Origin of the sequence: Cellulomonas denverensis (assembly GCF_012396125.1) — a bacterium.
In the GTDB taxonomy this organism is placed as follows: domain Bacteria; phylum Actinomycetota; class Actinomycetes; order Actinomycetales; family Cellulomonadaceae; genus Cellulomonas; species Cellulomonas denverensis.
In genome coordinates this window covers 190,663-204,334 of the sequence record NZ_JAAXOX010000003.1, presented here as the reverse complement: position 1 = coordinate 204,334, position 13,672 = coordinate 190,663, and the positions used below count along the sequence as shown (strand labels likewise).

12 protein-coding genes are annotated in these 13,672 nt (G+C 73.7%); 6 read left to right on the top strand and 6 right to left on the bottom strand.

All coding sequences use genetic code 11. The features are described from left to right. A complete protein-coding gene (locus tag HGA03_RS07730) occupies positions 1-1,287 on the top strand; it encodes a DUF58 domain-containing protein (RefSeq protein ID WP_168629679.1) in 1,287 nt (428 codons plus the stop codon). A 198-nt stretch (positions 1,288-1,485) separates the two neighbouring features. Here the strand turns inward: HGA03_RS07730 and HGA03_RS07725 are convergent, their stop codons facing one another. Further along, positions 1,486-3,381: an ABC transporter ATP-binding protein gene (locus tag HGA03_RS07725; protein WP_168629678.1), complete on the bottom strand. Its 1,896-nt coding sequence runs from the start codon at positions 3,379-3,381 to the stop codon at positions 1,486-1,488. A gap of 93 nt (positions 3,382-3,474) precedes the next feature. Between HGA03_RS07725 and HGA03_RS07720 the strand changes: the two genes are divergently transcribed. Next, on the top strand, positions 3,475-3,912 hold the full coding sequence (locus HGA03_RS07720) for a MarR family winged helix-turn-helix transcriptional regulator (protein WP_168629677.1): 438 nt from the start codon (positions 3,475-3,477) through the stop codon (positions 3,910-3,912). A gap of 2 nt (positions 3,913-3,914) precedes the next feature. On the opposite strand, the gene HGA03_RS07715 is transcribed toward HGA03_RS07720, so the two are convergent. Next, on the bottom strand, positions 3,915-4,745 hold the full coding sequence (locus HGA03_RS07715) for an RDD family protein (RefSeq protein WP_168629676.1): 831 nt from the start codon (positions 4,743-4,745) through the stop codon (positions 3,915-3,917). Between the two features lie 43 nt (positions 4,746-4,788). Between HGA03_RS07715 and HGA03_RS07710 the strand changes: the two genes are divergently transcribed. Continuing rightward, positions 4,789-5,778, top strand: a complete 990-nt coding sequence (locus tag HGA03_RS07710; protein ID WP_168629675.1) for a stage II sporulation protein M — start codon at positions 4,789-4,791, stop codon at positions 5,776-5,778. Here the strand turns inward: HGA03_RS07710 and HGA03_RS07705 are convergent. From HGA03_RS07705 to HGA03_RS07690, 4 genes are all read right to left on the bottom strand, one after another. Continuing rightward, the gene (locus HGA03_RS07705; RefSeq protein ID WP_168629674.1) at positions 5,754-6,488 is read right to left on the bottom strand and encodes a hypothetical protein; all 735 of its coding nucleotides are present in this window, start codon (positions 6,486-6,488) and stop codon (positions 5,754-5,756) included. The two genes, HGA03_RS07710 and HGA03_RS07705, sit on opposite strands and share 25 nt — an antisense overlap. A gap of 52 nt (positions 6,489-6,540) precedes the next feature. Continuing rightward, positions 6,541-7,704, bottom strand: coding sequence for an acyltransferase family protein (locus tag HGA03_RS07700; protein ID WP_168629673.1), 1,164 nt, complete (start codon positions 7,702-7,704; stop codon positions 6,541-6,543). 150 nt (positions 7,705-7,854) lie between these two features. Then, on the bottom strand, positions 7,855-8,511 hold the full coding sequence (locus HGA03_RS07695; protein WP_168629961.1) for a response regulator transcription factor: 657 nt from the start codon (positions 8,509-8,511) through the stop codon (positions 7,855-7,857). A gap of 14 nt (positions 8,512-8,525) precedes the next feature. After that, a complete protein-coding gene (locus tag HGA03_RS07690; RefSeq protein ID WP_168629672.1) occupies positions 8,526-9,932 on the bottom strand; it encodes a sensor histidine kinase in 1,407 nt (468 codons plus the stop codon). 571 nt (positions 9,933-10,503) lie between these two features. Between HGA03_RS07690 and HGA03_RS07685 the strand changes: the two genes are divergently transcribed. From HGA03_RS07685 to HGA03_RS07675, 3 genes are read left to right on the top strand one after another with little or no spacing between them, the layout of a single operon-like run. After that, positions 10,504-11,757, top strand: a complete 1,254-nt coding sequence (locus HGA03_RS07685; protein ID WP_168629671.1) for a quaternary amine ABC transporter ATP-binding protein — start codon at positions 10,504-10,506, stop codon at positions 11,755-11,757. Continuing rightward, entirely contained in the window at positions 11,754-12,641 is an 888-nt protein-coding gene (locus HGA03_RS07680; protein ID WP_168629670.1) for an ABC transporter permease, read from the top strand. Before HGA03_RS07685 ends, HGA03_RS07680 begins: the two co-directional genes overlap by 4 nt. Before the next feature lie 43 nt (positions 12,642-12,684). After that, positions 12,685-13,620, top strand: coding sequence for a glycine betaine ABC transporter substrate-binding protein (locus HGA03_RS07675; RefSeq protein WP_247601968.1), 936 nt, complete (start codon positions 12,685-12,687; stop codon positions 13,618-13,620). The last annotated feature ends 52 nt before the right edge of the window (positions 13,621-13,672 follow it).

Genomic DNA, 13,672 nt, shown 5'->3' with positions numbered 1-13,672 from the left:
ATGGCGCTGACCTGGCGCGCGGTGGTGCTCACCGCGGTGGGCGTGGTGCCGGTGCTGCTGTTCCCGGCGCCGGGCACCGTGCTGGCCTGGGGGCTGCTGGTGCTGGCGCTGTGCGTGCTGGACGCGGCGCTGGCGGCCTCGCCCCGGCTGGTCGCGGTGCGCCGGGAGGCCCCCACCGGCAGCGTGCGGCTGCACCAGGACAGCCAGTCCCGGTTGCTGCTCACCCACACCGGCCGGCGACGGCTGCGCGCCCTGGTCCGCGACGCCTGGCCACCGTCCGCCGGGGCGGAGGCCAACCGGCACCTGGTGTCGCTGCCGCCCGGCGAGTCCACCCGGGTGCGCACGGCCCTGCAGCCCACCCGGCGGGGCACGCTGCCCGCCGACCGGGTGACGATCCGCACCGCCGGGCCGCTCGGGCTGGCCGGTCGCCAGGTGTCGCTGACCGTGCCCGGGGAACTGCGGGTGCTGCCGGAGTTCGCCTCCCGGCGCCACCTGCCCAGCCGGCTGGCCCGGCTGCGCGAGATGGACGGCCGGGCCGCGGTGCAGGTGCGCGGGCAGGGAACCGAGTTCGACTCGCTGCGGGAGTACGTGGTCGGCGATGACGTGCGCTCGATCGACTGGCGGGCCAGTGCGCGCCGCGCGGACGTGGTGGTGCGGACCTGGCGGCCGGAGCGCGACCGGCGGGTGCTGCTGGTGCTGGACACCTCCCGGACCTCGGCCGCCCGGGTGGGTGACGCCCCGCGACTGGACGCCCAGATCGAGGCGGCGCTGCTGCTCGCCGCCCTGGCCGGCCGGGCCGGGGACCGGGTGGAGCTGGTCGCCTACGACCGGGTGCTGCGCGCGCGGGTGGCGGGGGCGGCCGGGGCCCGGCTGATGCCCGCGATGGCCGAGGCACTGGCCGGGGTGGAGCCCGCGCTGGTGGAGACCGACTGGCCGGGGGTGGTCGGCCAGGTCACCGAGCGGCTGAGCCGGCGCGGGCTGGTGGTGCTGCTGTCCGCGCTCGAACCGGCCGCGGTGGAGGCCGGGCTGCTCGGCGTGGTCGACCAGCTCACCGCCCGGCACCAGGTGGTGCTGGCCGGGGTGCGCGACCCGGAGGTGGAACACCTGCGCGCCGACCGCGGCGACCTGATGGCCGCGGCCGCCGCCGAGCGCACCGAGCTGGAACGCTCGGCGGTCGCCGCCCTGCTGCGCGGCCGCGGGGTCGAGGTGGTCGACGCGCTGCCGGACGACCTGGCCCCCCGGCTGGCCGACACGTACCTGGCCCTCAAGGCCGCCGGCCGGCTGTAGTCCCCCGGCGCCCGGGCCCGGGCCCGGCAGTCACCCGGCACCCAGCGCCCGGGCCCGGCGCCGAGTTCGGTGCACCTGCGCCCAGGTCGTCAGCGGGGCTGACGACTTCGCGGCGGTTGTGCCGAACTCGGCCGCCGGCGCGGGGCCGGGGCGGGACTGGAGCCGGGCAGAGCGGGGCCGGAGCGGGGCCGGAGCGGGTCAGGCCTGGGCGGCGGCGGCGTACTGGGTGCGGTAGAGCTCGGCGTACAGCCCGCCGGCGGCGAGCAGGTCGGGGTGGGTGCCCTGCTCGACGACCCGGCCCTGGTCCAGCACCACGATGCTGTCGGCGTCGCGGACGGTGGACAGCCGGTGGGCGATCACCAGGGCGGTCCGGCCGACCAGCGCCTCGGACAGTGCCCGCTGCACCGCGGCCTCGGACTCGGAGTCCAGGTGGGCGGTCGCCTCGTCCAGGATCACGATCGGTGGGGCCTTGAGCAGCAGCCGCGCGATGGCCAGCCGCTGCCGCTCACCGCCGGACAGCCGGTAGCCGCGGTCCCCCACCACCGTGTCCACGCCGTCGGGCAGCCGGCTGACCAGGTCCCAGATCTGGGCCCGGCGCAGCGCCTGCTCCAGCTCCGCGTCGGTGGCCCCGGGCTTGGCGTACTCCAGGTTGGCCCGGATGGTGTCGTGGAACATGTGCGCGTCCTGGCTGACCACGCCGATCGCGTCCCGCAGGCTGTCGCCGGTGACGTCCCGGACGTCCTGGCCGGCCACCCGCACCGCACCGCCGGTGACGTCGTACATCCGGGACACCAGCTGGGTGACGGTGGTCTTGCCCGCGCCGGAGGGGCCGACCAGCGCCACCAGGTGCCCGTGCGGGACGGTGAAGCTGACGTCGTGCAGGGTCTGGCCCGGCAGTTCGGTCTGCAACCGGGCGACCGATTCCAGCGAGGCGAGCGAGACCTCGGACGCGGCCGGGTAGTGGAAGTCGACGTGGTCCAGCTCGACGGTGGCGGTGGCGGCGATGTCGCCGAGCGGGCGGGCGTCCGGCTTGTCCGCGACCGTGGGCTTGAGGTCGAGCACCTCGATCACCCGCTCGAAGCTGACCAGGGTGGTCATGATGTCGACCTGGACGTTGGACAGCGCCGTGATCGGGCCGTAGAGCCGGGTCAGGTAGCTGGTCAGCGCGACGACCACCCCGACGGTGAGCGAGCCGCGGATCGCCAGCACGCCGCCCAGGCCGTAGACGATCGCCACGGCCACCGCGGCGATCAGGGTCAGGCCGATCCGGAACACCGCCGAGTACAGCGCGCTGGTGATCCCGATGTCCCGGACCCGGGCAGCCCGCTCGGAGAACACCCGGGTCTCGTCGTCGGCGCGGCCGTAGAGCTTGACCAACTGGGCGCCGGCCACGTTGAACCGCTCGGTCATGGTCTGCCCCATCACCGCGTTCAGCTGGTAGCTCTCCTGGGTGACCGCGGCCAGCCGGCGGCCCATCGCGCGCACCGGCAGCACGAACACCGGCAGCAGCACCAGGGAGACCAGGGTGATCTGCCAGGACAGCGAGAGCATCGCGGCGATCACCAGGATCACGGTGAGCAGGTTGGACACCACGTTGGACAGCGTGGAGGTGAAGGCCTGCTGCGCCCCGAGCACGTCGCCGTTCAGCCGCTGCACCAGGGCGCCGGTCTGGGTGCGGGAGAAGAAGGCCAGCGGCATCCGCTGCACTTGGTCGAAGACCTGGGTGCGCAGGTCGAGGATCAGCCCCTCGCCGATCCGGGCGGACAGCCAGCGGGAGGCGAGCGCGAGGCCGGCGGAGACGATCGCCAGCACCGCGACCACCGCGGCCAGGCCGATCACGACGTTCGTGCGGCCGGGCGTGATGCCGCGGTCGATGATCCGCTGGAACAGCAGCGGGGTGGCGGCGCCGATCCCGGCGTCCACGGCGACCAGCGCGAGGAAGATCGCGATGGTGCCGCGGTAGGGCCGGGCGAAGGTGAGGATGCGGCGCAGCACGTCCCGGCTGAGCTTGCGCTGGGTGACCGAGGGGTCGAGCCGGAAGGAGCGGTACATCGCGGGCGAACCGGCGCCGCGTCCGGAGGAGTGCATCGTCATGGAGTGCCTTTCGTTCGTGGCACGGGTGGGTCGGGCTCGGTGAACTATTAGTGAGCCTACCTCTCAATGTTGAGGACTCGCTATTCTGTTCCCATGCGTGAGCACGATCACGACCCCCTGCCCGCCGACGAGCTGTTCTGGCTGCTGCGGACCACGCTGCGCCGGATGCGCCGTGAGGTGCGCGACCAGCTCGCCCCGGTGGAGCTGACCCCGGCCCGGCACCGGATGCTGCGGGTACTGGCCCGGGCCGGCGAACCCCAGCGCCAGGCCACCCTCGCCGGCTGGCTGGACGTGGTCCCGCGCTCGATCACCTCACTGGTGGACGACCTGGAGGACGCCGGGCTGGTCGAGCGGCGCCCCGATCCCACCGACCGCCGGGCCACCCTGGTGGCACTCACCGATCAGGGCCGCCAGGTGCTCGCCACCGCGGACGCCGAGCGCCGGCGCCGGGCGGACGAGCTGCTGTCCCGGCTCACCGAGGACGAGCGGACCGAGCTGTTCCGGCTGCTGCACCGGATCGCCGACGACTGAGCTCAGTTCTCCGGGTCGTCGATCCCGAACGGCAGCCGGCGCAACCGGTTGCCGTCCCGCTGCTCCCCCGCCCCGGCGCGGACCAGCACCCGGTAGTCCCGGTCCCGGCGGGCGGCCACCACGGCGGCCAGGAACTCCTCCGGCCCGACCCCCGGCGGCGGGGGCGGCGCGACATGGCGCAGTGCCTCGTCGGCCAGCCGCCCGCCCAGATCGCGCCGGGAGGCCGGATGCAGCCCCGGCGCCCGGACCAGGAACTGCCGCACCGACAACGCCAGCCCGTCCGGCAGCCGGCCGACATCCGCCCCGGCCGCCCAGCCGGCCAGCCGCGGCGGCATCGGCACCACCGCCCGGGCGGTCACCTTGCCCCGGACCCGGATCGCATAGGTCCCGGCCAGCAGGTCGCCCAGCCGCTTGCCCCGCGGGTTCACGATCGAGGTGATCAGCGCCACCGACCCCATGGTCAGCCACAGCTCGAGCACTCCGACCAGCGCCCGGACCAGGGCCTGCCGGAACCGCACCGGCCCGCCGTCGTCCCGCACGATCCGGATGCCCACCGCGAGCTTGCCCAGCGACCGGCCCCGGGTCAGCGTCTCGACCGTGGTGGGGACGACCACGAAGGCCAGCACCAGCAGCACCACCGCCAGGATCTGCGCCGCGTCCGGCCCGATGCCGCCGCCGGCCACCGCCAGGGCGAACATCACCGCCAGGAACACCAGCACGGTCACGGCGACGTCGATCATCGCGCCGAGCGCCCGGGTGACGAAGGAGGTCGGCTGGTTCTCCAGCAGCACGCCCTCGCCGATCACCACGCCGTCGCGCATGTCGAACGCCATTCGTACCTCCTGCGGTCCCGGGCCGGGCCCTAGGGTATCCAGCGTGGACATCGACGCCTTCCTCGCCGTGCGCCGGCCCACCTGGGACCGGATGGACCAGCTCGCGCGGCGGTCGCGGCTGTCGGGGGCGGAGACCGATGAGCTGATCCGGCTCTACCAGTCGGCGGCCACCGACCTGTCCACCGTGCGCTCCGCCGCCCCGGACCCGGACACCGTGACCCGGCTGTCGCAGTCGCTGGCCCGGGCCCGCGCCACCATCGCCGGCCGGCACGAACCGGCCTGGCGGGACATCACCCGGTTCCTGATGATCGCCCTGCCGGCCGCGCTGTACCGGATCCGGTGGTGGACGGTCGCGGTGACCGTGGTCTGCGTGGCACTGGCCGCGGTGAGCGCCTGGTGGGTGGCCACCGAGCCCGGGGTGCTGGACGCGATGATGACCCCGGAGCAGCAGCAGGAGTACGTGCAGAACGCCTTCGCCGAGTACTACCAGCCCGGCGCCGGGTTCGCCGGGGTGGTGTGGACCAACAACGCCTGGATCGCGGCGCTGTGCATCGGGATCGGGATCACCGGCGTGGGACCGGCCTACATCCTGCTCAGCAACGCGCTCAATATCGGCGCGGTGGCCGGCCTGATGGCGACCCACGACAGCCTGGGCGTGTTCTTCAGCCTGATCCTGCCGCACGGGATGTTGGAGCTGACCAGCGTGTTCGTCGCGGGAGCGGCCGGTCTGAAGCTGTGCTGGGCCTGGATCGTCCCCGGCGGGCGCCCCCGGGCCCGGGCGCTGGCCGAGGAGGGCCGCGCGCTGATCACCGTGGCGATCGGCCTGGTGCTGGCGCTGTTCGTCTCCGGGATGATCGAGGGCTTCGTCACCGGGTCCTCGCTGCCGGCCTGGCTGAAGATCCTGATCGGCGCGGTGGCGCTGGCCGGGTTCTGGGCCTACACGATCGTGCTCGGCCGCCGAGCGGTGCGGGCGGGCGAGACCGGCGACCTCAGCGAGGACGAGGCGGGCTACACCGTCGCCGTGGCGGGCTGATCCAGCGGCGGCTTGAGCGCCGGGTGCACCGCGCCCAGCCAGAGTTCGGCGGCGCCCAGCCCGGCGGTGAGCACCGGCCGGAAGCCGAGTGCGGTCAGGTCGGTCACCTGGCCCGGGTCGAGCGTCACCGCGAACGCCTCCCGGCCCGCGGCCAGCTCGGTGGCGATCACCGGGGCGAGCAGTTGGGCGAGCAGGCCCAGCCGGTCCGGGCCCTCCCGGTCGTCGGCGAGCATGATCAGCACCCGCTGTGCGCTGGACCCGCGCAGCACCGCGATCAGCTCCGAGGTCGCGGTCAGGATCGACGGCAGCGGCGCCAGGCCCGGGTCGTGCGGTGCCGGATCGGCCGGCACGCCCAGCTCCCGGGCCATCATCCGGTGCAGGTTCACTGCCAGGCCGCTGGCGTCCGGCGGCATCCACACCGCGGCCGCCGCCACCTCCGGCCCGTCGCCGCCGTCCCGGGCGCACCACACCTCGCCGTGCTCCAACCCGCCCAGGCTCAGGATCATCCGGGTGGCCGGGGCGGCCTGTTCCTCGTCCGGCAGCGGGTCCGGCAGCCCGTCGCCGTCCAGGTCGATGAACGGGCGGTGCGCCTGCATCAGGCGGGCGATCGGGTTCACGTCCAGCAGACCGGCCCGGGTCACCGTCCAGCCGGTGTCCGGACGGCCGTCGTCGTCGCCGGCGGTGCGGGGATCGAGTCTCTCGTGCAGCACCCGACCAGCCGACCACCCGTTCCTGGGAAACGCCTGGGACCTGCGTCGCCGGTCAGCGCCAGGCGTCGATCGCACGGGTCACCACCGGGCGCAGCGCCCGGTCCAGGCGCAGGAACATCAGCAGCAGTACCCAGGCGGCCACGGCGACCAGCGGCCGGGTGAGCCACCACTGCGCGGTCCACGGCTCCGGTACCGCGATGCCCAGGCCGAAGATCAGCAGCCCGGTCAGCGCGAACATCGCGGTCAGGTGCCACAGGTACAGCCCCATCGACCGGGCATTGGTCCAGCGCACCAGCGCCGAGCGCGCCGCCCGGTCCGCCAACAGCGGGCGCAGTGCCAGCGCGAGCGCCACCTGGGCGATCGCGAAGGTCAGCACCGGGGCGGTCGGCGGGGCCAGATTGGACACCGCGTCGCCGGGCATCCCGATCAGCGACACCGGGTACGGCCCGGCGGCGATCAGCGCCACGGTCGCCAGCAGTCCGGCCGCCGCGACCAGGGCCCAGCGGCGGGGCGCGGTGGGGCGACCGGCCAGGCGGGCGTCCGCGTCCAGCAAGCCGATCAGGTAGGGCACCGCCCACACCAGCACCAGGTTGGCCATCGACACCTGGCCGATCCCGGCGCCGAACCGCAGCAGGTCGACCGCGAGCGCCGCCGCCCCCACCGCCACCGGCACCCGCCAGCCCCAGCGCCGGCCGGCCCGGACCAGCACCGGGGTCAGCGCCAGCAGCACCACCTGCACGCCCAGGAACCACAGCGGCTGCGGGGCGATCCGGGCCACCTGGTGCACCACCGCGGAGGGCAGGCCGAGTTCGGGCAGCACCGCCACCAGCCCGGCCCAGACCAGCCCGAAGGTGGCCACCGCGGGCAGCATGGCCAGCACCCGGCTGGTGACGAAGCTGCGGGCACCGGCCGCCTTGCGCCAGCCGTGGGCGGCGGCCACCCCGGCGGCGAAGAACAGCACCGGCAGCGGCTGCGCCCAGGTGAGCAGCCAGCCCCAGCCGTGGCCGAGCGCGTTGCCGATCACGAGCTGGTGCCCGTCCCAGCTCGCCTCGACCATCAGCCAGTGCAGGGCCACGACGGCCAGGATCCCGACGGCGCGGATGCCGTCGGCGTAGGGGTCGCGGGCCGTGGCAGGACCGGCCGGACGGGTCGGCCGGGTCAGGGTGAGGGTGTTCGACCGGTCCCGCGGCGGGGCGGTGAGCGTGACGGCGGACATGGCGCTCCAGGTGGGGTGCCGCGGGTCGCGGGAACCCGGCGATCGGGTACGTGACCAGCCTGTTCGTCCGCGCCGGCCCGGAACATGAAGAAGCCCGCCGGGCATCCGGCGGGCTTCTCCCGGGTTCGGGTGGGGTTATCCCCCGTGGGGTCAGATCCCCAGGTCGAGGTAGCGCAGCACGGCCAGCACCCGGCGGTTGTCCCCGGCGTCCGGCGCCAGGTCGAGCTTGCCGAAGATCGAGGTCACGTGCTTCTCCACCGCGCCGGCGGACAGGTACAGCCGTTCGGCGATCGCGGAGTTCGACCGGCCCTCGGCCATCATCGCCAGCACCTCGACCTCCCGGGCGGTCAGCCGGGACAGCCCGGGGTCGACCCGCGCCGCGCCCATCAGCTGGCCGACCACCTCCGGGTCCAGGACGGTCTGGCCGGCGGCGATCCGCTCCAGGGCGTCCAGGAAGTCCCGTACCTCGGCCACCCGGTCCTTGAGCAGGTAGCCGGTGCCGCGGGCGTCCGCGCCGAACAGCTCGGTGGCGTAGCTGGTCTCGACGTACTGGGAGAACAGCAGCACGCCGACCCCCGGGTGGTCCCGGCGGATCGCCAGCGCCGCCCGCAGGCCCTCGTCGGTGAAGGTCGGCGGCATCCGCACGTCCAGCACGGCGACATCCGGGCGCTGCGGCAGGGTGGGCAGCTCGGCCAGCAGGGCGTCGGCGTCCGGGCGGGCGGCCAGGACCTGGTGCCCCCGCCGGGTCAGCAGGGACACCAGTCCGTCGCGCAGCACCGCCGAGTCCTCGGCGATCACCACCGTCAGCGGGGTCGTCGAACTCATCGGGCACTCACCGGCAGGTCCACGGTGATCACCGTAGGCCCACCGGCGGGGCTGTCGATCTCCACCCGGCCGTCCACCGCGGCCGCCCGGTCGCCGATCCCGGACAACCCGGTGCCACCCGAGGCGCCCGGCAGGCCGGGGACCGCGCCGCCGTGCCCGTTGTCGGTCACCCGGATCAGCAGCCGGCGCCGCCCGCCGCCGACCTCCACCGAGGCCCGGTCCGCGCCGGAGTGCTTGACCGCATTGCTGAGCAGCTCGGCCACCGCGTAGTAGGCGATGGTCTGGATCTCCGGGTCGGGTTCCCGGCGCAGGTCGGTGCGCACCGCCACGCTCATCGGGCACCGGGCGGCCAGCGTGGTCAGCGCCACCGCCAGGCCGTCGTCCAGCGCCGGCGGGTGGATGCCGCGGGCGATCTCGCGCAGCTCGGCCAGGGTGTCCTTCAGCCCGCTGTGCGCGGCACCGAGCAGGGCGGCGGACTCCGGGTCCGGGCCGTCCTCCAGGCGGTCCTTCACGTCGCCGATCTGCATCGCCACCGCGACCAGCCGGGCCTGGGTGCCGTCGTGCAGGTCGCGCTCGATCCGCCGCAGCCGGGCGTCGGCGTCCTGGACCGCGGCGGACCGGGTCCGCTCCAGGTGCGCCACCCGCAGGCTGCCGGCGGTGGGTCCGAGCAGTCCCCGGCTCAGCGCCCGGAACAGGTGCCCGAAGGCGCGGGTCAGGTACCACCAGATCACCAGGGCGAGCACCCCGGCCGAGATCAGCAGCCACTGCCGCGGGGTGGTGTCGATGAAGTAGTTGTCGCCGAAGGACGCGCCGCGGTGCATCTGGCCGTCGGCGCCGAGCTGCGCCGGCAGGAAGCGGTACCAGGCCCAGTGCGTGATCCCGCCGAGCCCGATGGCCAGCAGCGTGAACGACATGATCGCGCCCGCCATCGACACCGGCCAGGCCACCAGCCCGAACAGCAGTGCCCGCCAGCCGGCCGGGTCGGTCCACCAGGCGATCAGGCGGCGCCAGAAGCCGTGCACCTCACGCATCGGCGGCGGCGCGGGCACGTCGATGCCGAGCATGCTGCGGGCCATCCCGCGGAACGCCCCGCCGAAGCCGCGGGCGCCGAGGATCATCGCCGCCGGTGCGTAGAGGCCGACCACCGTGACCACCACCGTGGCAGTCAGCGAGACCACGGTGATCAGGTACGCGAAGACCACCGTGCTGAGCAGGAGCATCACCCACAGGTAGCCGAGCTCGCGCCAGGTGCGCCCGGGCAGCCGGGTCCAGTCGGAGGCCGGCTGCGCCGGGGTGGCGACGGGCGCCGCGACACCGGGCTCCGGGGCGGCAGGGTCGGGTTCGGCGGCGTGCGCGGGGACGGCGCTCGTCCCGGGCTCCGGGGTGACGGGCTGGCTGGACATGGCGGGCTCCTTGCTGACTGGTTCGCGGCCTCCATCGTCCCGCGCCCGGCATTCGATAGGACACCCGGGCACCCGGTGCGGCAAGGTGGGGTTATCCCCCGTTCGGGTGGACCTTCCGGGCCTGCGCCGTGCCGCCTGTGACCCCCACCACCGCCGTGGGGCGGGCCGGGCCGGGTCGGCACGCCCTGATGTGTCACGAAACGGTAACGATCCAAGAATAGGTAAAGTCGCAGGTCATCACGACTTTACCTGAGTAAAGTCGGGGTCCCCCGGCATCGAATCGCCCGTTTCGCATTCGCCGTCTGCGCGAATGTGGTGAAGGGTGGGCGGCGACCAGATCAACGAGATGGTCGGCATGGAACGCCAACACTCGGCCCTCGCGGCGCCCCGTCCGGGGCAGCGATGCGAGGGCCGATCCGCGTTCGGAGGGCCGGTCCGGCGCCCAGCGCCCGGGGCCGCCCGCAGGGGGTTGCCGACCGCCGACACGCGATCGCCGGCGCGGGTCCGTCGTGCTCCACCCGGAGCACCGTGGCCCCCGGTGCGCGTGTCACTGACGTGACGAGGTGGATGAGTGACAGGACTGCGCGTCGAAGGCGTGTACAAGGTCTTCGGCCGGCGGCCGGAGCAGGCGGTGCGCCGCCTGCGCGAGGGTGCCGGGCGGGAGGACGTCAAGCAGTGGGGCACCGCGGCGGTGATCGACGCGAACCTCGAGATCGCCTCCGGGGAGACCTTCGTGGTGATGGGCCTGTCCGGCTCGGGCAAGTCGACCCTGATCCGGATGCTGAACGGCCTGTGGAAGCCGACCGCCGGCCGGGTGCTGCTTGGGGACGACGACCTGAGCGCGGTCAGCGCGGCCCAGCTGCGCGAGATCCGCCAGCGCAAGGTGTCGATGGTGTTCCAGCACTTCGCCCTGCTGCCGCACCGCACGGTGCTCGACAACGCCGCCTACCCGCTCGCGCTGCAGGGCATGGCCAAGGACGAGCGCAACGCCCGGGCCCGGGAGGCGCTCGGCATGGTCGGGCTGAACCAGTGGGCCGACCACCTGCCGCACGAGCTGTCCGGCGGGATGCGCCAGCGGGTCGGCCTGGCCCGTGCGCTGGCCGCCGACACCGACATCCTGCTGATGGACGAGGCGTTCTCCGCGCTGGACCCGCTGATCCGCCGCGAGATGCAGGACCAGCTGCTGGAGCTGCAGCAGAAGCTCGGCAAGACGATCGTCTTCATCACCCACGACCTGAACGAGGCGATGTACCTGGGCGACCGGATCGCGGTGATGCGCGACGGCCGGATCGTCCAGGTCGGCACCAGCGAGCAGATCCTGTCCGACCCGGCCGACGACTACGTGGCGCAGTTCGTCGCCGACGTGGACCGGACCCGGGTGCTGACCGCCGCCTCCGTGATGCGCCGCCCCGCCGCGGTCGCCAGCCTGACCGCCGGTCCGCGGCTCGCGCTGCGCACCATGCGCGAGCAGCAGGTCGCCGCCGCCTACGTGGTGGACCGGGCCCGCCGGTTGCAGGGCATCATCCGGGACGAGGACGCGGTGCAGGCCACCCGGGCCGGCGCCGAGACCCTGGTCGGCCGGGTGGACACCAGCCTGTCCTCGGTCTCCGCGGACACCCCGCTGGCCGACGTCTTTGCCCCCGCCGCCGAGTCCCCGCTGCCGGTGCCGGTCACCGACGACCAGGGCCGTCTGGTCGGCGTCATCCCCCGGGTGACCCTGCTGGAGGCGATGGTCCCGGCCGAGAACGGCACCCCGCCCGAGGGCACCCCGGTGGTCGATGCCGTCGCCCCGGCCGCCCCCGAGGTCGAGGAGGTGCGCGCATGAGCTCCGCCACCATCGCCGACTGGCTCCCCCGGCTGCCGCTGGGCGAGTGGGTCGATGCCGCCGTCGACTGGATCACCACCACCTTCTCCGGGCTGTTCAAGGTGATCCGGACCGTCCTGACCGGTGCCTACGACGGTCTGGACACCGTGCTCAGCGCGCCGCCGTTCTGGGTGATCGTGATCGCCCTGGCCCTGATCGCGCTGTTCGCCAAGGGGTGGAAGCTCGCGGTCGGCACCCTGGTCGGCTTCCTGGTGATCGCCATGGTCAACCAGTGGACGAACGCGATGGACTCGCTCGCCCTGGTGATCCTGGCCAGTGCGGTCGCCCTGGTGATCGCCATCCCGCTCGGGATCTGGGCCGCCCGCAACGACCGGGTGTCCCGCATCCTGCGACCGGTGCTGGACTTCATGCAGACCATGCCGGCCTTCGTGTACCTGATCCCCACCGTGGTGATCTTCCGGGTCGGCGTCGTGCCGGGCATCGTCGCCACCGTCATCTTCGCGATGGCCCCGGGCGTCCGGTTCACCGAGCTCGGGCTGCGCCAGGTCGACCGCGAGGTGGTCGAGGCCGGACACGCCTTCGGCTCCTCGGAGGGCCGCATCCTGCGCCAGATCCAGTTGCCGCTGGCCCTGCCGACCATCATGGCCGGGGTGAACCAGGTGATCATGCTCGCGCTGTCGATGGTGGTCATCTCCGGCATGGTCGGCGCCGCCGGACTCGGTGGCGACGTGGTTTCCGCCCTGCAGCGGGTGAACATCTCGCTCGGCTTCGAGGCCGGCCTGGCCGTGGTGATCCTGGCGATGTTCCTGGACCGGGTCACCAGCGCCTTCGGCACCAAGTCCAAGGTGGCCCAAGCGGTCGCCGCCGCCTCCGCCTCGCGCTGAGGCCCCCACTACTTCCCGACCTCCCCCACCACGGGGCGGCCCGATGCTGCCCCACGGAAAGGACGACATGCGCACCCGCACCACCCTGTTCGCCGCCACCGCCCTGAGCGCCACGCTGGCCCTGACCGCCTGTTCCTCCGGCTCCGGTGACTCCGACGCCGACCGGCTGGACAACGGCGACCTGCCCAGCGTCGCGATCGGCATCCACTCCGGCTGGGACGAGGGCATCGCCGTCTCGCACCTGTTCGCCGCCATGCTGGAGGACGAGGGCTACGACGTCACCGCCGAGGAGGCCGACCCGGGCGTGGTCTACACCGGGGTCACCGGCGGCGACTTCGACGTGAACTTCGACATGTGGCTGCCCACCACCCACGCCGACTACTGGGAGCAGTACGGCGACGAGCTGGAGGACCTGGGCACCTGGTACGACGACGCCAAGCTCACCATCGCGGTGAACGAGGACGCGCCGATCGACTCGCTGGCCGAGCTGGCCGACAACGCCGAACTGTTCGACAACCGGCTGGTCGGCATCGAGGCCGGTGCCGGGCTGACCCGGATCACCCAGGACGAGGCGATCCCCACCTACGGCCTGGAGGACCTGGAGTACGTCATCTCCTCCACCCCGGCGATGCTCGCCGAGCTGAAGGGTGCCACTGCCGCCGGTGAGAACATCGCCGTCACCCTGTGGCGTCCGCACTGGGCCTACGACGAGTACCCGATCAAGGACCTCGAGGACCCCGAGGGCGCGATGGGCGAGGCGGAGGAGATCCACTCCGTCGGCCGCACCGGCTTCGCCGAGGACTACCCGACGCTGAGCGCGATGATCGCGAGCTTCACCCTCACCGACGAGCAGCTGTTCTCGCTGGAGAACCAGATGTTCAACGAGGACGGCGGCTCCGACCCGGCCGCGTCGGCCCGCACCTGGCTGGACGCGAACCCGGAGTTCGTCACCGAGCTGAAGGACAAGGCCGGGGTCTGACCCTGCGCCGGTACGTGAACGGCCCCGGTGGAGCGATCCACCGGGGCCGTTC